This window comes from Veillonella sp. 3891 (assembly GCF_003992315.1).
Lineage (GTDB): Bacteria > Bacillota > Negativicutes > Veillonellales > Veillonellaceae > F0422.
The window spans coordinates 54,562-76,910 of sequence record NZ_RQVE01000008.1; the positions used below are offsets into that span (position 1 = coordinate 54,562).

Sequence of the window (22,349 nt, forward strand, 5' to 3'; positions counted from 1 at the left end):
CACTCCTAACGGACATTCCAATGTATCACTAGTTCACGTTTAAATTCTTTTTTACACTGTTTCTTTAATTTTTCGATGGCTATCTCCATCATAGGAATGTGACTCAACTCTTGCACTTCTACACGCATATCGATTTGTTTATCTGTAATATAACTTTGGATAGAACGGACCGTCCGTTCATGGGTTTCTTCCAAGGCTTCTGCTAAAGCTAAAGGAAATGACAATTTTTGTATCAATTCCCGATCTCCTTCTTTTAGTAGGGACAGATAGGGAGACTGCTTGATAAATTTGCTGTTTGCTCCATGGGAATAGGATGCAATAAACGCGCTTAACAACTGCTCTCTATGGGATAATCCATATAGATTACTATTAATAATCATATACGCACTATGCCTTGCATGGCTATAATAGTTAATTTGTTTTCCTAAATCATGCAGCAATGAGGCTACTTTCAATAGTAGTTTCAGACGTTCCCCTTCTGGCATTAATTCTTTCCATTGTTTATAAATTAGTTTCGACAGCTTCGCAATGTATAGGGAATGGTCCACATCGTGCGGAGTGAAAGAACGCAATACATTCAAAGTGGAGTGGGTCACAATATCATCTACAACACCATTTTTTTGAAGACATGGTAGGCTATACATCTCTCCCGAATAGTGGGACCCATAGTATTGAAAGAACAATCCTTCTCGCAAGCCACAACCACTGACAATCATGGACGATGCCTTTGTATACTCCATCAGTTCCATAATGATAGCCATACCTGCCACGATAATATCAGCTCGCTCAGAAGATAATCCAGAAATCTTTTTCCGTTCTTCCCATGGCGTTTCTTTCACCCGTTGAAACAAAGCCTCCATGGTCGCTTTTTTTACCTTATAATTGTGTAATTTAGGGATGGGATAGTTTTTCTCACGTTGGTCCATCTTGGCAATATTCCGTGCGGTCCCTCCAATTCCTATAAGTGGTAGTTTCACATTTCTAAGCCATGCTTCACGATGTAAGACATCCTGAATATGAGAAATCATACTAGTATACTCTGCTTTCGTAAACTCGTGCTTCGACTGAAATTGTCCTGTCATGACAAGCGCCCCCATAGGAAGGCTGACAGATTTTTTTAATTGTCTATTTTCAATTAAGCTAATCTCAATGCTCGCCCCACCAAGGTCAAAGACGATAAAATTATCGAGTCCTATGGTATTCACAACCCCTAAAAATCCTAAGTACGCCTCTTCCTCACCACTAATAGGACGTAAAGGAATCCCCGTCTCAGCATAGACACGACGAATAAAACTATTACCATTACTAGCCAATCGTACGGCTGCTGTAGCAATACCTTGAATCTCTGTGACACCCATAGCTTTCGCCATATGAGATAGGGCTTTTAATGTTTTAATGGCTCGTTCCATAGCGGGTTTCGTCAACATTTGGTGGGTCCACATCCCCTCGCTAAGGCGAATCGACTCCTTCTGTTGATATATCAAACGATAACTGCCGGATTCGGTAATCTCTGAAATAACAAACCGTACTGAGTTTGATCCTAAATCTATTAATGCTACTCGTTTCATAGGTCTCCTGTGTGCACAGAAAGGCACTTTCCGTATATGCTACTGTGAAAGTGCCTTTCTAGTTCTATATTACTCAATACCAAAACAACGTTTGCCATTCTCTAAAGCAATGGCAGCTAGTTCTTCTACATCCATACCGCGCAATTGGGCAATTTCCTGTGCCACAAATTGAGTTTTGGATGGGTCATTACGACGACCTCTAAATGGAGGGGGAGTCAAATAGGGAGAATCTGTTTCGATAAGCAAACGATCCAAGGGAATGTGCTTTGCTACTTCTTTTAGATTCGTAGATTTGGGGAATACTACCGGTCCTGCGAAAGATATGTAATAGCCCATTTTAATAAATTCTTTTGCCATGTCTAAGCTTGTAGAGAAACAATGGAAGACCCCATAATTGCCTTTTCCATGTTCTACTAACATATCTCGAATGGCTCCATGTGCATCGCGATCGTGGATAATAATTGGTAAATCCACTTCTCTTGCAATGGCTAGTTGACGTTTGAAAGACTCTGCCTGCACATCTCGATCAGAAAAATCATAGTAATAATCTAAACCGATTTCACCAATGGCTTTAACTTTAGGATGGGATGCCATTTGTTTGAACCATTCATAATCTTCTTCTGTGGCATCTTTAGATTCGTGTGGATGTACCCCTACAGCGGCATAGACACGGTCATACTGTTCAGCCAAGGCAATGGCAGATTCTGCCGTTTTGCGGTCAACGGCAGGGCACATAATATACTCTACACCTTGATCAAAACAGTCTTGTATCATCTGTTCCCGATCATTATCAAATCGTTCATCATTGATATGCGCATGTGTATCGAACAATCGCATTATCTCACCACACTTCCTGGAGTTAAGGATTCAATATTCGTTACTTCTAATTGATCCTCTTCATTAGATGCTGACAAAATCATACCTTCTGACATATGGCCCATGATTTTCTTCGGTGCTAAGTTCGCCAAATAAATCACTTTTTTGCCAATTAATTCTTCTGGTTTGTAAAATTGGGAGATACCGCTCACTACCGTACGTGTTTCAATACCTAAATCTAAGGTGAATAGCAACAATTTTTTAGATTTTTTCACCGCTTCACAAGTTAACACTTTCGCTACCCGTAAATCTAATTTCGCAAAATCGTCGTATTCGATGGCATCTTTGATTGGAGGAATATTGCTAGTATCGACAGTTTCCTCAGTGGTTTCTTCAATAGCTTCTGGTGCTACCTCTACCATTTCAGGAATTTCAAAGCGTGGGTAGATTGGATCTCCTTTCACCACTTTTGTACCTGTAGGAAGAGCACCAAATGTGCGTACATCATCTAGCATAGCTTGTGCAAACCCTTGTAAGCCAAGTTGTTCCCAAATTTTAGGAGCTCCTGTTGGAATCACTGGGTCCACTAAGACAGCGATGATACGCAAAGATTCTGCCAAATGATACATAACAGCTTCCAAGCGCTCTTTGTCGCCTTCATTAGCACCTTTTGCCAGTACCCAAGGCATAGTTTCATCAATGTATTTGTTCGTACGACCGATGAAAGCCCATACAGCTTTGAAAGCTTTGTTGTACTGCATATCTTCCATCAATTGTTCGTAGTCTTTTACCGTTTGCTCTGCTAAGGCAATTAAATCCTTATCAACCTCTTCTGTTGGCTCATGTTTTGTAATGATACCACCATGATATTTTTCAATCATCGCTACGGTACGGTTCAATAAGTTCCCAAGGTCATTGGACAAGTCTGCATTGATTTTTGTAATGAAATTAGGCAAACTGAAATTACCATCATTGCCTAAATGCACTTCATTCACCAAGAAATAGCGTAACGCATCAGATCCGTAGGTGTCAATCAATGGAATTGGGTCGATCACATTGCCCAAAGATTTACTCATTTTTGTGCCATCTACTACAAGCCAGCCGTGACCATATACTTTTTTCGGCAATGGCAAGCCAAGGCTCATAAGCATAATCGGCCAAATAATCGTATGGAAACGGACAATTTCTTTTCCTACTAAATGCAAATCTGCAGGCCAGTAGGTTTCAAATAAATCACTGTTTTCATCCAATGGGTTTAAAGCAGAAATATAGTTAATCAACGCATCAAACCACACATACATGACATGTTTTTCATCAAATGGCACTGGAATACCCCAGTTAAAGCTTGTTCGAGACACTGCCAAATCTTCCAATCCTTGTTTGACGAATTGAATCATCTCATTACGGCGAGATTCTGGTTGAATAAAATCAGGATTTTCTTCGATGAATTTGAACCATTGGTCAGCGTATTTATTCATGCGGAAGAAATAACTTTCTTCTTGTACCACTTCTAATGGACGACCACAATCAGGACATGTTTTTTCAGGGCCTAATTTAGATTCTGGCCAGAATGTTTCACATGGTACGCAATATAAACCTTCGTAAGAAGATTTATAAATATCTCCATTGTCAAAGGCCTTTTGGAATAAATGTTGGCAATATTTAATATGTCGTTCATCCGTAGTTCTAATGAAATCATCATGGGAGATGTTCAACTTTTCCCATAAATGTTTAAATCCATCTACGATTTGCGTTGTATATTCTAAAGGAGTAATACCCATCGATTCTGCCATACGTTGGATTTTTTGACCGTGTTCATCAGAGCCTGTTAAAAATCGCACATCATAGCCCGCTCTGCGTTTGAAACGAGCAATTGTATCAGCAATGGACGTACAGTATGTATGCCCAATATGTAATTTCGCACTTGGATAATAAATTGGTGTCGTAATATAATACGGTTTCTTAGTCATCTGTTCTCTCCTTACTATACAATTCAATTTCATTATATATATCGCGCCGTGAAAGGCCACGTTCTTTTGCAATTTGACGGGCGGCCTCCTTTTTAGGTACTCCCGTTTCGATTAAGGCTAAGGCTGCCTCTAATGGTGAAAGAACAACTTCTTCTACCATCGTTTCATCTGTTACTGTTTCACTACCACCTACTAAGAGGACAAATTCCCCTTTTTCTACGATTTGACTAAAATCATTTTGTAACTCTAGCAAAGTGGTTCGTGTGAAAGTTTCGAACTTTTTCGTCAGTTCACGACCTACTGTAATAGGACGATTTCCTAAGCCTTCATATAAGCTTTGGAGCGTTTCTTCTATACGATGAGGCGCTTCATAAAAAATAAGAGTTCCTTCATAGGTAGCAATCCGTGATAGCACCTCTTTTACATGCTGCTTTCGCTTCGGTAAAAATCCGATGAAGTGAAACTCCTTCGTATTTTGCCCTGATGCAATGAGTGCCGTTAACCCTGCATTCGCCCCTGGCAAAGGTACAATCGGTATACCCGCATCGATGGCTTCTTTCACCAAATCTTCGCCGGGATCAGAAATAGCCGGCATACCCGCATCGCTGACCAAACCGATGGATTGACCATCTAATAAACGCTGGATGAGGTCTGCCCCCTTCTCCGCTTTATTGTGTTCATGATAGGAAATCATAGGCTTAGCAATATTAAAATGTTGTAATAACACTCCCGTATGACGCGTATCTTCCGCTGCCACCACATCTACTTCTTGTAATGTACGCACAGCCCGATAGGTCATATCTTCTAAGTTCCCAATGGGTGTGGGAATTAAAAATAACGTCCCTTTATGACTACTCATAATATGCTTGTACCTCTTCTGAATAGGAACCATCCACTTCGTAAATATATAAAGGTGGTTCCACAATCATACCTAGTTTTCCACCATATTTTAATTCTAGTAATACCAATTTGCTCACTTTATCTTGCTTACCATGAACAAAGCGCATTCGTTTGACTCTAAATTGAGTCTGTTCAATAGCATGTAACAAGGATTCTAAGCGTGGTGTGGTATAAATCATCCACAAAGTACCGCCAAATTTTAAATACCGTTGAGCTTGTAGCAATCTATCTTTCATAGAATGTTGTTGTTCATGCAAGGCTAATGCTACACTTTCTTCTTGCGATAAAAGTCCACTATTCGGTTCAAAATAGGGCGGATTCATGTAGATACCATCAAACTGACCATAGTAAACTTTACCTGCATTGATCATGTAATCTAGCTCCACCATGGATACTGATTCTGCAATGTCATTATGAATGACACTTTTCTGAGCTAGCTCAATGACACGAGGATTACAATCAACCCCTACTATATGACGGGCTCCACGATGGTACAGCACATGGGGAATCACCCCTGTGCCTGTACCTAATTCTAAATAATATTTATTGGATTTCGCCTCTCCAAAATGAGCCAGTAAGATAGCATCAATGGAAAACTTAAACTCTTTTTCATCTTGGAATAGCTGAAACTCACTCAGTAGCAATTCTGTAACTGTAATATTACTCTTCATCCGGTAATGCCACTTCCGACCAATGTAAGTCGATTGTACGTCCTGCTTCTAATTGTACTTTTACTGTCTTTTTCATGTTATTGATTTTTAAGACTTTTCCTAATCCTTCATCAGTAACGACTTCTTTACCGATACCAGGGGGCTCTGCTACAGGAACTGGTTGTTTTGCTTTTTGTGAATACAAGTCTCCCCCTTTTTGGTAGGAGTCATTTTCATAGTTCAAACAGCACATCAAGCGACCACAAATACCAGAAATTTTTGTTGGATTTAAACTTAAGTTTTGATCTTTCGCCATCCGAATAGATACAGATGCAAAATCACCTAAAAATGTAGCACAACATAATGGACGACCACAGGCACCAATGCCGTTTAGTACCTTTGCCTCGTCACGGACCCCTACTTGGCGCAATTCAATACGCGTACGGAATACATTGGCCAAATCTTTTACAAGTTCACGAAAATCAATACGACCTTCTGCAGTAAAGAAAAAGACAATTTTATTCATATCAAATGTGTATTCCACATTGATTAATTTCATCGGCAATCCACGATAGGCAATTTTTTCTAATCCGATTTCAAAGGCTTTTTCTTCTCGCTCTCTATTTTTCTCTACTTGCTTATAATCTTTTGGTGTTGCTTTGCGCGTCACTTCTTTCAGCGGTTGCACCACGCTATCTTTCGATACTTTCCGTGGCCCAATTACGACTTCCCCAAATTCCAAACCACGAGAGGTTTCTACTATGACACCATCTCCTATCGTAAGGGTTACAAACCCAGGGCTAAAGTAGTAGATTTTGCCTGCTTTTTTAAAGCGTACTCCTACTATAGTAACCACTATATATCCTCCTTCACAGCCTCCCTTAAGGCCAATATAACTCCATCTATGACAAGGCCTAAGCGCACATTAAGGCGCAGTGCCTGTTCTGCTTCTAATGTAATGGGCACAATTCGATGCAAAGATTTAGACGACCATCGTTGTAAAATCATTTGCATGCGGAATCGATACTCACTAAGTATCATCTTCTCACTCTCTGTACCATATCGCAAGGCTAACATGTCTCTTGCTAGCACTCGCAACCAACTCAATATATCTAACACCGTTTCTTTTGAAAGTCCCTCAAAGGATAAAGTTAAGGTGGTAAAGAAATGATTTCTTTCAACCACACATTCTAGCACTTCCATCGCCTTTTCTAAACTTTCAATACCACCAGCCTGCGCCCACTGACGAGCTAATGCGGGATTTCCACGAGCACTTCGCACAGCACGTCGAATGTCCCCTGTATAGCCTTCCTTGATTAAGGCCTTCACCAATTCCTCTTCTGGCACTGGTTGCATACCAATGAGCATACATCGTGACACGATGGTGGGTAGTACAGTATCGATATTGGTAGTGACAATGATAAAATACATATTTCTCGGTGGTTCTTCGATCGTTTTCAGCATCGCATTCGCTAGAACAGTATTGGCCGTCTGAAAGCCTTCTACGATAACCACCCGTGGTGTATCACTAGATACATTGATATACTTCTCTAGTAATGTATACCATTGTTCTACACTGAGCTGTGTTTTCATAGGGCGAATCCAAAAAGCTTGACCTTGATCAATATAGATTGGCAAACCTTTCTCTTTGACTGCGCTCTCACTTTCACCAGACTCAATGCGTTGTTGCTCTATAGCGGATAAAAAGGTCCGTCCCTCATCAGGAGAAAAAATCTGACGTCCTACTATTAAGGATCCAATGGCTATAGCCATAGAGGTAGATTCTAAACCTGTTTCTCCGTAGAGCAGTAAACTATGGGGTAAAGTAGAATCATGGATTAATGTAGTAATTTGTTCTTTCACTTGGTGTTGACCAAGTACAGTTTCAAAAAATGACATACGCCCTCCTTTACCTCATTAGACTACCCTTTATTATAGCATGTTATGGCAATAAATACACGAATAAAAGAAGAAACACCACATGGTTTCCGCAAAATATTTGCACTCTATGTGGTGTTTCTATCATATCCTTTTTTAACGTGTATCGTACCATAACAGACTATCCATGATACTATACTATTCACACTATTGAATAGGTACGACACATTTTATTAGCTAGGGACTAGCCTTTACATATATATTGTTTTGCAATACTATAGACTTCCTCATGAATGTCTTCAATGGTGCGCAATTGATTACTTTCATTCTCACAGTGCACTCGATGCCAATCATAGGTATCCACCAACATATCATAGGCATCATGAACCTCCGTCAAGTGAGAGGTATCTTGCTCATGAATATCACCTGTATTGCCACCTGTTTTACCTGTCCGTTCCGCTAACAGGGATTTTGATAATGACAAAGGCATATCCAATAAGATGACCGCATCCGGCCTTGGTAACCCATATAACTCATACTCTAATTGATCAAGCCACTCTAAAAATGCTTTACGTTCTTTCGTATCCGTGTACTTTATCATTTGATGCACCATATTAGAAGTGGTATACCGATCAGCGATGATAATGCCACCTTCTTCATAAAAGCGCTGCCAATCTTGGCGATACGATGCAAATCGGTCTATAGCATAGAGGGTGCTAGCCACATAGGCATTCACGGAGTTTGCCTCTTTTCCAAAGTCCCCACGTAAATACATTTTGATGGGCTCTGCCGCTGGACTGTCGTAATTAGGAAAACTTACAGACCGCACGGGATATCCTTCTGCTTGTAACCGTTCCAACAATTTTGCAGTCTGCGTGGCCTTACCACTGCCGTCGCCACCTTCAATAATAATTAATTGTCCCATATATATCTCCTTATGACATCGTAATTCTTCTCGTATACTCTTTCAATCCCTTATATAAATCGTGTGTATCTTCTTACTAAATACATTTTATTTCTATACATAATATATCTATATATCTTTACATACGAGGATTGTCTTCAGCTGGCGGTCCCTAGCACCATTCGGCACATACCCATCACGTTGTTTCTGCTCAATATATGTCAATACATCTTCCGTTATGTTCTCACCTACACCTAAACAAGGGATTCCTGGTGGGTAATAGGTAATCGTTTCTCCACTAATTCGTCCTAGGGCTTCTTCCAAAGGGATTTCTTCTATCTCTGCATAAAATGCTTGCCGTGGTGAAAGTGCCACTACAGGTGTCGGTAATATTTCCATTATACTTGCATCTACATCACTATCATGCGTAGCATATGTATCATCTACACTATCTATGATACGATTCTTTGCACTATTCACTGTATTGAAAAACGTATGATTACTTTGTTCAAGTAAACATGAGTTATCTCGTTGCGCATATGCTCTACCACTCTTTGTGGTACCTTCTGGCTTATGTCTATACATGTCTGAGATATCCTGCACCGCCTCTATGACCTGTTGTATAGATCTTTCTGTATCACCAATGGTAATCAACAGCAATACATGATAGGCTTTCATCAGTTCCACTTCAATACGGCGTTGTCGTAACTCTCGTTCTAGCTCCTGTGCAGTGAGTCCAAGATTTTTCGCATCGATGATGATCTTTGTTTCATCAAAACTGAAAGCCCCTTCTATATCCTCATGACCAGGGCAAGCAATGCCAGGAATTTCATTCAGAGCTCTTCGCAATGTACGAGCTAATTCCAATGTTTGCTTCATAAGGGACTGCCCCTCTGTAGCCCATTGATGGCGTGCCATATCCAAAGATGCTAAGAAAATATAATTCGGACTAGTGCTCATCAAAATTTGTTGCAATCGTTGAATACGGTTGATATCAATATGAGACCCTTGCCCATGGAGCATCGAGGTCTGTGTCAATGAACCTAATAATTTATGTGTGCTTTGGGCAACTAAATCTGCTCCACTTTCTAAAGCAGACACTGGCATACCTAATGATGGCATAAGATGTGGTCCATGTGCTTCATCCACTAACACAATCATATGTCGTTTATGTGCTGCTTCTACAATCCGTTTTACATTTACACCGATTCCATAATAATTAGGATGAACCAGCAAGATGGCCTTTGCCTCTGGATGAGCATCCATCGTAGCAATAGCCTCCTCAGCAGTCACCCCTGTAGGGATGCCCCAACGTTGATGAAAGCGCCCTCTCATATAAATTGGTTTAGCTCCACTTAACACCAGGCTATTATGAACAGAACAATGGGCTTCTCTAGGAATAATGATAGAGTCACCTTCTTTCACAGCACTCATAATCATCATTTGAATTGCACCCGATGTACCGTTAATAGAAAACCATGTATGATCGGCACCAAAGGCCTGTGCCGCCAATTGTTGTGCTTCCAGTAATTCACGCTCTGGCTCATGATAATCATCAATGGCATACATTAACCCTAAATCATAAGGCAGCGCTGAACCCATCCACTCTGTGAGCAATGTAGGCGCTCCCACACCAATTTTATGACCCGGCGTATGAAAGGGCACCATATGTTGTTCTTTATATCGTTCTAAAGACTCCACAAAAGGAAGTCTGTGTTGATTTATATTTTGTTTCATATATTTACTATTGATTCTTTCACAATATCATTAAGCTTATAGTTCTAAATACTCTATCTAGTATTCTACCCTACTCTGTACATCCATTCAACTAATTCCATCACCTTTAGCATAGATTTCTATTCCTCTATGATATGACATAAGTATACACACATATTGATATCAATATATTTTATATACAGGATACTATAAAAAAACTGCTACAATTTGTAAGTTCTTACAAACTGTAGCAGTTTCTGATTATTTACTATATTCCGCAACGTATTGGGCACCTGCTTTTACATAGTGTTCCATTGTGTTTGCCACATGGTGTAAATCTTGACCAGTCAACGCATTAATGTCTTGACCGCCCGTTGCACTATTGATAATTTGTGTAATTTCGTAACCACTATATCCTAGCACAGACAAGCGGTTGGATAAACTTTTAATTAAGCTCATTGCTAACCTCCATTTGTGTAGTAATTATTTGAATTCATTTCCAAAATTGGATCCTTCTGTGGTCGGGTTGAACCACCATAGCTCATAAACCGTCATAAGTGTGTACACTGTAAGCATCCATTCGTATACCTATCTTATCCTAGCATCAGTCTACTTTGCTATGTTAGGTAGTATTATAACGATATCTTTCGATATTGTCAAGTAGTTCTATAGAATTAAAAAAAATCGACCCCAAAAGGAGTCGATTTTCCATACTAACTTGTAATCAAAAGCGCTTAGCTAATTAAACTCAGTAGTATTAAGAACGTACAACTATTTTTTATTTTTAGTTGCTAATGTAGCTAACATAGCTTCCTCAGTACGACGTCGTACTGCATCTACTAATGGTTTGACTTCAAGAAATTCAGCATCAGTCAAACGGAAAGTACGTCCTTTACGTTCAAATAAGGATTTTTTGCGACCTGCACCAGCCCGCTTGCCGCCCCAATTATTACCTTTCATGATAATGCCTCCCTCACAATAAGTAAAAATAAAGACGATTCACATTAAATACTAATTATACTGCTCTAAACTTAGTATATACTTTTATTTTCATAATTTCAAGATGAAAAAACATATATAGTGAATTTATTTGATTGAATTATGCCAACAAATCAAAAGTAATACAATAGTTGATCAAAACTACCCTGATATACACGATATATGCATAATAAAAACCAAAATAGAACAGGTGCTCTATTTTGGTTTTTTACTATTCTTAACGAGGACGACCTTTTTTAGGGTTGTATAAATTCATTCCTTTATCAATACCTACTTCTACACAGCCAAGGACTGCTTTTACCATAGCCTTAATCCCTTTTTGCACTGTGTCTTGTTGGTCTTCAGGGAACCGAGATAATACATGGTCTACCACTGTCCATTCTGGCAAAGGCCTACCAATGCCAAAGCGAAAATGTGGAAATCCATCCGTTCCTAAATGACTAATCATAGACTTAATGCCATTATGACCACCTGCACTGCCATTTGGTCGAATCCGTAATTTGCCTACCGGCAAATCCATATCATCATATATGACATACACATCTTCAGGTGTGAGCTTATAATATCGCATCAGTGGTCCCACCGATTCACCACTAAGGTTCATAAATGTTTGTGGTTTCACCAATAACACTTTTTCACCCTCTATGGTACAGGAGCAAATTTCTGCCTTATAATCTTCTCTCCAAGGTGTATGACTTATCCCATCGGCTATAGCATCTACTACCATAAAACCGATATTATGACGAGTTCCCTCATAGTCCCTGCCTGGATTTCCAAGTCCAACGATTAATTTCATCTTATTTATCGAACAAAGAGCTTACAGACTCTTCTTGAAAAATACGCAAAATCGCTTCTCCTAATAATGGAGCCACGGACAATACTGTAATATTTGGTAGGCGACGTTCTTCAGGAATATCGATTGTATTTGTGACAATCAACTCTTTAATATTGGAGTTTGCAATGCGTTCACAAGCTGGATCTGTCAATACTGCATGTGTGACACAAGCGGTTACAGATTTTGCACCAAATTCTTGCAATGCTTTTGCTCCTTCCACAAGAGACCCAGCAGTATCTACAATGTCATCGATGATGATACAGTTTTTACCTTTTACATCACCAATTAAATTCATTACTTTTGCTACGCCTGGTTGTGGGCGTTTTTTCTCGATAATCGCAATTGGTGCACCAATGCGGTCCGCTAAATCACGGGCACGTGTTACGCCACCAAGGTCTGGAGATACAACGATGACATCTTCCATTTTCTTTTCATTAATATAGTTTGCAATGATAGACGCACCCATTAAATGGTCTACTGGCACATCAAAGAAACCTTGAATCTGACCTGCATGAAGGTCTACGGTTACAAGGCGAGTAACACCAGCAGTTTGTAATAAGTCTGCCATCAATTTTGCTGTAATTGGTTCTCTACCACGAGTTTTTCTATCTTGGCGAGCATATCCATAATATGGTACAACGGCTGTGATATGACGAGCGGATGCACGTTTTAATGCATCTGCCATGATGAACAATTCCACTACATTATCATTCACTGGATAGCTAGTAGGTTGCACGATAAATACGTCTTTACCACGTACACTTTCATCAATCATGACTTGTACTTCCCCATTGTTGAAGCGTCCCACAAATGCTTCCCCTAATGGGAGGTCCAAATAATCACAGATTTCTTTGGCTAATGCGGGATTTGCATTACCTGTAAAAACTTTGAGTCGTTTACCATCTTCTAATGCCATGTCATTACTCCTCTAAAACAATTGACTTACAATTTGATGCACAAAGGCTCTCTATATATTGTACTTCATTTTCTCAATTTTGTGTAAACAATTTTATGAAATTTCCGTACATTTTTACTTTTTGAAAGTATCCTCTGTAACCCAGTTCTCTTTTACCACTTGGCGAGCCCGTCCAAATGCCAATCCACGGCTTGGCACATCCTTCGTAATCGTAGAGCCAGCAGCTACATAACTTTCACTACCAATTGTGACAGGTGCCACTAAGTTGGAATTACAACCTACAAATACGCCATCTTCAATGGTTGTACGATGTTTCTTTTTACCATCATAGTTGACAGTAATGGTACCACAACCGATATTTACCTTGGATCCTACATCACTATCGCCAATATAGGACAAGTGTGGAAGTTTTGTGCCTACTCCAACCACGCTATTTTTCACTTCTACGAAATTGCCGATTTTCACCTTGTCTGACAATACTGTATCTGGGCGCAAATGAACGAATGGACCGATGACTGTATCATTTTTAATTTCACAATCGTGGGCGTAGGAATCATGGATGTGGTTATTATCGCCTACTGTCACATTGGACAGACGTGTGTTAGGGCCCAAAATATTATTCGTACCCACCACCGTATTGCCTTCTAAGGTTGTATTTGGATAGATGATCGTATCTGGCCCCACCACCACTTCTGGAGCAATGTAGGTACTATGTGGATCCACCAAGGTAACACCGGCTTCCATCAAAGCTAAGTTTGTGCGATTTCGCAAAATCAATTCTGCTTGTGCCAATTGCAAGCGGCTATTAACTCCTAGAGATTCGTCGCTATCCATAGTCATGTATGCGCTCACCGTTTTGCCTGCTTGTACAAGGATGCTCACCACATCTGTAATATATAGCTCTCCTTGCGCATTGTCATCTGAAAGTTGCTCTAAACAAGGCCATAATTCTTTGGAATCAAAAATGTACATCCCCGTGTTCACTTCATGCACTTTTAATTCATCCAATGTGCCATCTTTTTCTTCTACAATGCGTTCTACGGATTTAGTTTCATTGCGAATGATTCGACCATACCCATATGGATTATCCATATAAGCCGTTAACACTGTAGCTGCTGCCCCTGTTTCTTTATGGTGCGCCAACAATTGCTCTAATGTTTGTTGCGTGACCAATGGCGTGTCACCGCATAACAATAAAATCAATCCATCATGGTTACCCAGCACAGATTCTGCTTGTTGTACCGCATGACCTGTGCCTTTTTGTTCTAATTGAGTAACGTATTCCACACGGTCCCCTAAATAGGCTTTCACATCGCCACCGCCAAAACCAACGATGACCACATTGCGCTTAGCCCCGACAGATTGAGCCGCTTCTAATACACGTTCCACCATAGCTTTACCAGCTACTTTGTGCAATACTTTCGGAAGTTTAGATTTCATGCGTGTCCCTTTACCGGCCGCCAAAATCAAACCTACTAATTCATTCATATGCATCCACCTTTATTGTTATTGAATAATAATTATATATAAATTAGCATACCATATTGTGGGAGATTTTTCGACTGTTAATTATAGTATGTATCGCCTAACATGTAACTGTGATACACACTAGGATGGTATACATTGGTCTGATTATCTGCCCTTGTCATCTTACGATGGTGTGTCTAATAACCATTCTAATACATGTTTTTGTTGAATCCCATTATAGCTTGCATTCTTATTAATCACATCGAAGGTTAATAAGAACTTAGGATAATGATCTTGTATTTGTTTTAACGGTTTAAGTTCTCGTTCTAACGTATGAGGATCTAGTACACTTTGGCTTACTTGGTAATATTCTATGGTACCGTGCTTTTGTGCGATAAAGTCGATTTCACCTTTTTGTAGATGACCTACATACACCTTGTATCCTCGACGGATCAGTTCTAAAAACACGATGTTTTCTAAGATATGACCTGTATCTTCGCCACGATTGGATAACAAGAATTGTTTTAATGCTACATCCGCTGCATAATACTTAGCGTTTAGTTGTAATACTTCTTTTCCTCGCACATCATAGCGATTCACTTGATACATGAGTAAAGCATCTTTTAGACCACTCAGATAGCGTTCAATGGTTCTACCATCCACTTTACGTCCTGCACTGATAAGAGAATTCTTAATCTTTGTAGGATTAATAAGACTTCCAATATTGGCAAACAAATATCTAGCTACACTTTCCAATAATTGAGGATCTCCAATTTTACTCCGAGTAATGATATCTTTCAACACAATGGTGTTAAATATGCCTTGTAAATAATCTAAGATCATAGGTAGATTATCCCCTAACGTTAAAGTGCCCGGGAAGGAACTATATTGAATATATTTTTGATACAATTCCTCTAATAATTGGTGCTCATCGTTTCCATGAGCCTCACAAAATTCTTTGAATGAAAGAGGTAACATATCTAACTGCACATAACGCCCCGACAATAAAGTAGCCATTTCAGAAGACATAAAATACGCATTAGATCCAGTGATGTATACCTTCACCTTATCTTTGATATACAAACTGTCCACCACTTTTTCAAAGTTAGGTACGTGTTGTATTTCATCAAGAAATATATACATCTCTTGATTCAGTATAAGCCGTTCTAAAATGTATTGGTACAACTTACGATACTCTTGCAAATGCTCATACTCTAAATCTTCAAAATTAATGCTTACAATCTGCTCCGGCTGAACACCTTGGGCTAACAACTCTTCCTTATACAACTGAAAGAGCGTAGACTTGCCACAACGGCGAATACCAGATACTACTATGATGGCATCCGTGTACCGATGATTGCGTAGAAAATCTAAATACTGTTTGCGTTCAATTAATTTCATCATGTTCCCTCCTTTATATTATAGATTTTTATTGTTTTGTGGATTCTATAACATATTATACCCTATGCTTTATTATTTTACGGATTAGAATGTAACTTTTTTATTTATTTTAACATTTTTATGGAGTCTGTGACAAATTCTATTCATTCTTATACTACTGTATGTTATAGAATATTATTTCATTCTAGTATCATCTATAACATAAGTCTATATACGTTCATATTGTGCATACTCCGAGTATCTACACTACTACCATAAATACAACAAAGGAAAGCCCCCTACTGAGGCTCTCCTTTGTAACTTTCACTAGCACATTCTACTAGCGCCTATTCTTTTATCAGTATTGTTTCATCTGTCTAGGCTTTATCAGCAGCCGCATAGATTTTTTGTACCCCTCTGTTGGATAAGTAGCAAGAGAACATACAAAGAACTACGCCCACTAATAATGTGTAGAAGCCCATGTCCCAGCCCCAATGGTCTACAACAAAACCAAAGAGTGTTGTTCCTAAGGAACTTCCCACAAGGTAGCTCATGAAACCACGCAAGCCTACGGCAGATCCTAGAGCAAAGGTTGGAATCACTTCCATGGCTTGTACAGGAATCATAGATTGTGGAATATAAATCAAGCATCCAGTGATACAAGCAAATACAGTAGCCCATAAAATACTATCAGAGTTCATATATCCAATCACGCAAGCAAAGATGACCACTAAGCAATAGATTGGTAATTGCATGATGCGTCCTTTGAAGTATTTATCTACCAAATAACCTGCCAAGATAGTAGATGGAATAGCCGCCCATTCAAATAACATATAGGCTACACTCATCTCTGTTTTCGTAAATCCTTTCACTTTCAGTAAGTATAAAGGAATCCATGTAATCATACCAAAGCGGACCATGTATACGAATACGTCGATCAACACCAAATACCAAGAGTTTGGGTTTTTAAACACAAAGTTATAGAACACTTGGAATGCGTTCATGTTCTCTGGTTTACCTGCTGCCATTTTAGCAGATTTTTGTCCTGCTGCTTCCTCTTGGAATACTTCCTCTACCGTTGGTAACCCTTCTTCTGTTGGACGTTTACGAACAAAATACAAGACTAATAGCACGCAAATGGCAGCTAATATAGCTGGTACTGCAAATGTGCCAAGGCGCCAATGCTCTGTTCCTAAATAACCAATGGCTACACCCACGATAGGAGCCACAATGCCACCACCTAAGTTGTGGGACATATTCCAAATTGTACTAGCACGACCACGTTGTGATCTAGGGAACCAATATCCTACTGTAATAATTGACGGTCCAACGCCCATTCCTTGGAATAAACCTAATAAAATAACGAGTCCGATGAATAAGGAATAATGTGTAGTAAATCCCATCAATACATTCAAGATTACACATAAAGTCAAACCGATAGCCATAAAATACTTCGGATTTGCTTTATCTGCCAACACAGACATGAATCCTTTGCTAAGTCCGTATGTAATCAACAAACAGCTAGACAATAACCCTAATTGCGTTTTACTTAAATCTAGTTCACCAGATAAATAAGGCAACGCTAAATTAAAGTTACTGCGCACTAAGTAGTAAGCTGCATATCCAATCCATACACCAATCAGAGAATTCATTTGCAAGCGTAAAAAACGACTTTTTACCTCTTGACTAACTTGTTCCATTCTAATGCCTCCTTTACAATGTACACTATGGCATAGTATATACCTTTTTTAGATGATAGGCTAGTAGTTTATAAACGTAAAAATGCATTTATATATAGTCTTTACTTTCAAAGTTTGGATACAAACCACGAATCATAATATCTAATCCATCATATATGCGGACCCCCGCACTATAGACCATAAACAAAGGAATCCCATACACTCTATGGTTACGAATAGCATCCACATGTTGCAAGGCTAGGTTATCATATAAACGTTGTATAATCTCATCTTGATGTTCATAATCATCTTCTTGTAACACTACAAATATGACAGAAGGATTTAAATCAATCAATTCTTCTATATTGATGGTTTCCCCAACGTCGCCCAATAAATTACCACCAATCTCTTCTATCATTTTCCCACCAAGTGTATCGTCATCATACACACCAAACTGTCGCCCTGCCGGTTCCATAATCATCACTGTATCCTGTGTAGGATGCGTTTCTCCATATTCTTTAGCTGCTTTCACATACTTCTGTATACGATTAACAATCTCTTCGGCCTTCTCTTCACGATTGACCACATTTCCTAAATCTAAAATATATTGGTATTCTCCCTCTACAGTAGCTAAAGAAGACTCCGCTGATGAACTTGCTATATACGCATGAACTCCTCTGCTCATCCAAAAATCAGTACTTTTTAATCTATCATTTTGAAATGTAGTATACCAACCTACTATTAAGTCAGGCTCCCATAGCAAAGTACTTTCCACATCTGGAACTTGCATACTTTTATAAGGAATTTTTTCATACTCTGCACGATACTCTTTCGCAATATATTTGCTATCAGGCACTCCAATAGCTGCAATGATTCTATCTCCCATACCTAATGCCAATAAAGTTTCTACTGAATTTTGCCAAACTGCCATAATTCGATAACTTTCATCATCATAGGCTATATCTTGGTAAGTAATTTTGCTTGTCAATTGATGTACAATACGAGGACTTGTCTTACTACTTCTTTCAGTAGTAACAACATAACTGGGCATGGGAATAAGTTGGTTTATTCCTTGTAAATATGCCGTATATACACTAACCAAAATGACACTACTAAGTAGCAAAATATATATTTTTTTCATTCTATCTCCTAAATAAAAGAGCTACAAATTGTAGCTCTTTTACGATAATTAGAAGTTATATTTAGCACCCACCATAACTTGTCGTCCTGGCATTGCAGCTCCACCTGCACCAAAATAAGAATCTGACATTGTTTCATAGGCTTCATTTGTCAAATTTGTAATTGCTAAATATGTGGTTATATCTTTAGTGATATTGTAATTTGCATTCCAATCTATTACAAAGAATCGTTTAGAAGTAAATCCTACTGTATTAGCACCAGTATAGTAATTCATCAATAGACCAGAAGAAAATTTATCACTATCGTAGTTTAAATTTAACGTATAATGATTAGCTGGTCGTAAATTATTAATACCAGAGTTAATATCTGCTGGATCATTAAAACTCCAACCTTCTTTAGTAGTATAACCATGTTTTGCAGACCAAACATCTTTTAAATGGCTATAGGCTAAACCAATATTCCAATGGTCATTTAACTTATGGTCTAAAGTAACATTAAAAGATGTTCTTTTTTGTTTTGCATTTACTGCATATTCTTCATCTTCTTCACTTACAAAAGGAACTATTGCGATAGAATTAGACATATTCATCACACTATAGTGAGCACCAAATGTAGTGTTTTTGCCAAATTCTTTTTGATACCCTAATGTATATATATTTCCCTTCTCATCTTGTAATGGAGTATTATTATCTCCATATACTGCTTGATAATCACTGGCATGTAACGGACGTAACACACGAGACCAGCCTGCATATACCGTACTATTATCAGCAAACCGATATTGTAGATTTAATGCCGGTGTCATGACATGTGTAGAGCCTCCTTGAGATTCTTTTGCTTCCGTTGTAAAATCTGTATACTTAGCAAAACGAAGTGCTGGCGTAATATCAAAGCGATCAGTAACATGAATTTTATCTTGTACATATCCATAAATAGAATTACGTTTTACAAAGGTTTCTCGATGACCTTTTTCGCCATTGCTAATATGATAGTTTGCCGCTTTATCATAGGTAATATTACCAATCACATCATGTTTTCCTAATGAGCGAGTAACTTGTAATTGAACTCCTCTATTTCTCTCACTTTGATAGGAAGTAGGAGCTGGTGCTTTTCCTCCAACTTTTGCCACCCATTCTTCGAGTGCCTCTTTACTGCCTCCTGGAAACGGAGCTAGGTGTTTACTAATCCACTTGTTTAAGGTCTCTTTATCCTTAACACCATCTGGAAAGTCTGCTTGAAATTGCTCTATACTACCTGGCAGCGCCCATGTACCTAACATAGATCCTAAATATTTATGATTTTGATTATATAATCTTACGAAGCTTTCCATATCTCCTTGACGATCAAAAGTATATTTTATATCTAGGTCATTATTTTGGAATTTATTATACGAACTAAAGGCTATTCCGTGTAGTCCAAATAGATTACGGAATCCCGGAATAACGTTCTCACCTCTTAGGTAGTAAGATTTTCCTGTGTTCGGATTAATCATTAATTTGCCTTGATCATCCAATTTACCCACACCTATAGCAAATATAATACGATTCCAGTCATTTTGGTTCCAATATTGTAAATTAGGTGTTGATACAGGATACCCATCTTTACCTTGCTTATGTGTATAAGAAATACTCAAACGATGGTTCTCATCAAAATCCTTATCGATGCGTACGTTAGCGCCTTTTTCTTTAAACTCAGACCCACCAAGTGTAGCAGATTTACCTGTATATCCATCCACAAACTTTGTGTCGCCAGAGGTAATTTTATTTAGACCAACAAAATAATGTAAGGAGTTATCATTACCCGCACTCCCCAAGTAGGTGAAGTCATATTTATGCTGCTTCCAGCTACCTGTTGAAACATCTAATGTAGCCTGTCCACCACCTTCAACTCCTTTACGAGTCAAAATATTAATGACGCCACCTGTAGCATCTGAACCATATGCGGAAGCTCCAGGTCCTTTGATAACTTCAATTTTATCAACAGCATTCATATTGATGACTTGATCTAAATTTACTCCAGTACTTTTGCTACCATTTTCATTCAAAGAGCCAATATTTTCACTGGTTAAATTATCTACACGACGACCATCTACAAGAATAATCACTCGAGCATCGCCATTAATAGTCAAACTATTATTATGTGAATTATATCCATATTCTCCACCACGATATCCGGGACTTTGGATGGCTACGCCGGGAACACGTTTAATGGCTTCACTTAAATCAGTATAGTGACGTTTTTCAATCTCTTCCCGAGTAATAACTTTCACATCACCACCTGTACGATAATAGGATTGTTCCGTTACAGTATTACCAAATTGATCCTTTGAACGGTCTCCCTTCACGACTTTAGGGTCTAATTGATACTTATCTAGATGCTCATCAAATGCCGCTTGTACTCCACTAAATGTGGTAAGTGCTACGCAAGCCAGCAAAGCTGCTGACACCCCTTTTTTTGTAAATTTCATGAATATACCTCCCTTAATTATTCCGTACGCCCTACGAAATATAAAACACCCCTTATTCTTATAAGGTTTCATATCAAGTATAACTCTACAATACGTTAAAATTCAAGTTTTTATTATGAAAGTTTTTATTTTCTAGCATTATACTATGTTATTTTTATCTTCTCAGAACTAACGATATGTAGTATTACCATTGATATCCCATATCAATACGTACTTATATCATGATATATTTTATAAAAACGCCATATCATTCTTAATGTATTACATCTATTAAGAACCATATGGCGCTATATACTTCATTTATGGTAACGCATAAACGTATCTATTTAATTTTATAATGCAAACCGGTAGGTTCTCGTTGCATAGGCTCGAACTGGTCGTCCGTTTCGTGTGGCTGGCACAAAGGTCCATTGATACGCCACGCGCATCACTGCTTGTTCAAATTCAGGTTGTCCGCTTCCGCCAATAACATCCACAGAGCTAACGGAACCATCTTTTTCTACTACCAATTGAACAACCACAGTGCCTGTTTTACCTTGGCGGAGCATTTTAGGAGGGTACGGTGCTTCTACATCATTTACAAGTGATAGGCTGCCAGCATCAACAATCACTCCATCGTCATTACCATCTGCTCCATTTCCGTTTCCGTCACTGTTTCCATTACCATTACCATTACCATTTCCATTTCTATCACCGGTGTCCGTACCCTCGCCACCGCCTCCAGAATTTTCTGAAAGTGCTGATGTTGGTGCTACAATGGCCACTGTCTTCGGTACCGCTACCTCGGCTTTCACTTGTTCCAAGATTGCTTCTGCATCGGCTAAATTCGTAATCGGTGGTGGAATTTCACGTTTTTCAGTATGGGGTGCCGTAATCGCTGGTCCTGCACTCGGTTCCCCTGCACTACCTTTATCCTCATGAACCAACTGCACCTCTACAATTTCATCCGATTCTGGTGTCGGTGTTTGGATATGACCCAATACGCCTAGAAGTACTACAAGACCTATATTTGTCAGTCCGGATATCACTGCGGGTATACGCCATCGTCTATCCATAGTACCTCC

General features: G+C 38.9%; 19 protein-coding genes. All 19 read right to left on the reverse strand.

Features of this window, described 5'->3' with window-relative positions:
* Positions 1–5: 5 nt before the first annotated feature.
* Positions 6–1,568 carry a Ppx/GppA phosphatase family protein gene (locus EO118_RS05585; RefSeq protein WP_127069020.1) on the reverse strand — a complete coding sequence of 521 codons (1,563 nt, stop codon included), beginning with the start codon at positions 1,566–1,568 and terminating at the stop codon, positions 6–8.
* 69 nt (positions 1,569–1,637) lie between these two features.
* On the reverse strand, positions 1,638–2,405 hold the full coding sequence (locus EO118_RS05590; protein ID WP_127069021.1) for a TatD family hydrolase: 768 nt from the start codon (positions 2,403–2,405) through the stop codon (positions 1,638–1,640).
* Positions 2,405–4,354, reverse strand: coding sequence for a methionine--tRNA ligase (gene metG / locus EO118_RS05595; protein ID WP_127069022.1), 1,950 nt, complete (start codon positions 4,352–4,354; stop codon positions 2,405–2,407). The genes EO118_RS05590 and metG overlap by 1 nt, the downstream gene beginning before the upstream one ends.
* Complete coding sequence (gene rsmI, locus EO118_RS05600; protein ID WP_127069023.1) at positions 4,347–5,213, reverse strand: 16S rRNA (cytidine(1402)-2'-O)-methyltransferase; 867 nt, start codon at positions 5,211–5,213, stop codon at positions 4,347–4,349. The genes metG and rsmI overlap by 8 nt, the downstream gene beginning before the upstream one ends.
* Entirely contained in the window at positions 5,206–5,925 is a 720-nt protein-coding gene (locus EO118_RS05605; protein WP_127069024.1) for a tRNA1(Val) (adenine(37)-N6)-methyltransferase, read from the reverse strand. The genes rsmI and EO118_RS05605 overlap by 8 nt, the downstream gene beginning before the upstream one ends.
* On the reverse strand, positions 5,915–6,760 hold the full coding sequence (locus EO118_RS05610; RefSeq protein ID WP_127069025.1) for a stage 0 sporulation family protein: 846 nt from the start codon (positions 6,758–6,760) through the stop codon (positions 5,915–5,917). Before EO118_RS05610 ends, EO118_RS05605 begins: the two co-directional genes overlap by 11 nt.
* A complete protein-coding gene (locus EO118_RS05615; RefSeq protein WP_127069026.1) occupies positions 6,760–7,803 on the reverse strand; it encodes a DNA polymerase III subunit delta' C-terminal domain-containing protein in 1,044 nt (347 codons plus the stop codon). Before EO118_RS05615 ends, EO118_RS05610 begins: the two co-directional genes overlap by 1 nt.
* A 223-nt stretch (positions 7,804–8,026) precedes the next feature.
* Positions 8,027–8,707 carry a thymidylate kinase gene (locus EO118_RS05620; RefSeq protein ID WP_127069027.1) on the reverse strand — a complete coding sequence of 227 codons (681 nt, stop codon included), beginning with the start codon at positions 8,705–8,707 and terminating at the stop codon, positions 8,027–8,029.
* A 108-nt stretch (positions 8,708–8,815) separates the two neighbouring features.
* Positions 8,816–10,423, reverse strand: a complete 1,608-nt coding sequence (locus EO118_RS05630; RefSeq protein ID WP_240626906.1) for an aminotransferase class I/II-fold pyridoxal phosphate-dependent enzyme — start codon at positions 10,421–10,423, stop codon at positions 8,816–8,818.
* A gap of 240 nt (positions 10,424–10,663) precedes the next feature.
* On the reverse strand, positions 10,664–10,861 hold the full coding sequence (locus EO118_RS05635) for a hypothetical protein (protein ID WP_127069028.1): 198 nt from the start codon (positions 10,859–10,861) through the stop codon (positions 10,664–10,666).
* Between the two features lie 312 nt (positions 10,862–11,173).
* A complete protein-coding gene (locus EO118_RS05640) occupies positions 11,174–11,362 on the reverse strand; it encodes a hypothetical protein (protein ID WP_126939527.1) in 189 nt (62 codons plus the stop codon).
* A gap of 256 nt (positions 11,363–11,618) precedes the next feature.
* Positions 11,619–12,197: an aminoacyl-tRNA hydrolase gene (gene pth, locus EO118_RS05645; protein ID WP_127069029.1), complete on the reverse strand. Its 579-nt coding sequence runs from the start codon at positions 12,195–12,197 to the stop codon at positions 11,619–11,621.
* A 1-nt stretch (position 12,198) separates the two neighbouring features.
* Positions 12,199–13,152: a ribose-phosphate pyrophosphokinase gene (locus tag EO118_RS05650; RefSeq protein WP_127069030.1), complete on the reverse strand. Its 954-nt coding sequence runs from the start codon at positions 13,150–13,152 to the stop codon at positions 12,199–12,201.
* Between the two features lie 114 nt (positions 13,153–13,266).
* Positions 13,267–14,640 (reverse strand): bifunctional UDP-N-acetylglucosamine diphosphorylase/glucosamine-1-phosphate N-acetyltransferase GlmU, encoded by a 1,374-nt coding sequence (glmU, locus tag EO118_RS05655; RefSeq protein WP_127069031.1) that lies wholly within the window; start codon positions 14,638–14,640, stop codon positions 13,267–13,269.
* Between the two features lie 162 nt (positions 14,641–14,802).
* Entirely contained in the window at positions 14,803–16,020 is a 1,218-nt protein-coding gene (locus EO118_RS05660) for an ATP-binding protein (RefSeq protein ID WP_127069045.1), read from the reverse strand.
* A gap of 356 nt (positions 16,021–16,376) precedes the next feature.
* A complete protein-coding gene (locus EO118_RS05665; protein WP_127069032.1) occupies positions 16,377–17,699 on the reverse strand; it encodes an MFS transporter in 1,323 nt (440 codons plus the stop codon).
* An 88-nt stretch (positions 17,700–17,787) separates the two neighbouring features.
* Entirely contained in the window at positions 17,788–18,819 is a 1,032-nt protein-coding gene (locus tag EO118_RS05670) for an ABC transporter substrate-binding protein (RefSeq protein WP_127069033.1), read from the reverse strand.
* Positions 18,820–18,867: 48 nt separating this feature from the next.
* A complete protein-coding gene (locus EO118_RS05675; RefSeq protein ID WP_127069034.1) occupies positions 18,868–21,285 on the reverse strand; it encodes a TonB-dependent receptor in 2,418 nt (805 codons plus the stop codon).
* A gap of 332 nt (positions 21,286–21,617) precedes the next feature.
* Positions 21,618–22,340: an energy transducer TonB gene (locus tag EO118_RS05680; protein WP_127069035.1), complete on the reverse strand. Its 723-nt coding sequence runs from the start codon at positions 22,338–22,340 to the stop codon at positions 21,618–21,620.
* Positions 22,341–22,349: the final 9 nt, after the last annotated feature.

Bases quoted from the DNA above. Each gene is read 5' to 3' on its own strand.
- EO118_RS05585 (WP_127069020.1), bottom strand. From the start codon at position 1,568: ATGAAACGAGTAGCATTAATAGATTTAGGATCAAACTCAGTACGGTTT.
- EO118_RS05590 (WP_127069021.1), bottom strand. From the start codon at position 2,405: ATGCGATTGTTCGATACACATGCGCATATCAATGATGAACGATTTGAT.
- metG (WP_127069022.1), bottom strand. From the start codon at position 4,354: ATGACTAAGAAACCGTATTATATTACGACACCAATTTATTATCCAAGT.
- rsmI (WP_127069023.1), bottom strand. From the start codon at position 5,213: ATGAGTAGTCATAAAGGGACGTTATTTTTAATTCCCACACCCATTGGG.
- EO118_RS05605 (WP_127069024.1), bottom strand. From the start codon at position 5,925: ATGAAGAGTAATATTACAGTTACAGAATTGCTACTGAGTGAGTTTCAG.
- EO118_RS05615 (WP_127069026.1), bottom strand. From the start codon at position 7,803: ATGTCATTTTTTGAAACTGTACTTGGTCAACACCAAGTGAAAGAACAA.
- EO118_RS05620 (WP_127069027.1), bottom strand. From the start codon at position 8,707: ATGGGACAATTAATTATTATTGAAGGTGGCGACGGCAGTGGTAAGGCC.
- EO118_RS05630 (WP_240626906.1), bottom strand. From the start codon at position 10,423: ATGAAACAAAATATAAATCAACACAGACTTCCTTTTGTGGAGTCTTTA.
- EO118_RS05635 (WP_127069028.1), bottom strand. From the start codon at position 10,861: ATGAGCTTAATTAAAAGTTTATCCAACCGCTTGTCTGTGCTAGGATAT.
- EO118_RS05640 (WP_126939527.1), bottom strand. From the start codon at position 11,362: ATGAAAGGTAATAATTGGGGCGGCAAGCGGGCTGGTGCAGGTCGCAAA.
- pth (WP_127069029.1), bottom strand. From the start codon at position 12,197: ATGAAATTAATCGTTGGACTTGGAAATCCAGGCAGGGACTATGAGGGA.
- EO118_RS05650 (WP_127069030.1), bottom strand. From the start codon at position 13,152: ATGGCATTAGAAGATGGTAAACGACTCAAAGTTTTTACAGGTAATGCA.
- glmU (WP_127069031.1), bottom strand. From the start codon at position 14,640: ATGAATGAATTAGTAGGTTTGATTTTGGCGGCCGGTAAAGGGACACGC.
- EO118_RS05660 (WP_127069045.1), bottom strand. From the start codon at position 16,020: ATGAAATTAATTGAACGCAAACAGTATTTAGATTTTCTACGCAATCAT.
- EO118_RS05665 (WP_127069032.1), bottom strand. From the start codon at position 17,699: ATGGAACAAGTTAGTCAAGAGGTAAAAAGTCGTTTTTTACGCTTGCAA.
- EO118_RS05670 (WP_127069033.1), bottom strand. From the start codon at position 18,819: ATGAAAAAAATATATATTTTGCTACTTAGTAGTGTCATTTTGGTTAGT.
- EO118_RS05675 (WP_127069034.1), bottom strand. From the start codon at position 21,285: ATGAAATTTACAAAAAAAGGGGTGTCAGCAGCTTTGCTGGCTTGCGTA.
- EO118_RS05680 (WP_127069035.1), bottom strand. From the start codon at position 22,340: ATGGATAGACGATGGCGTATACCCGCAGTGATATCCGGACTGACAAAT.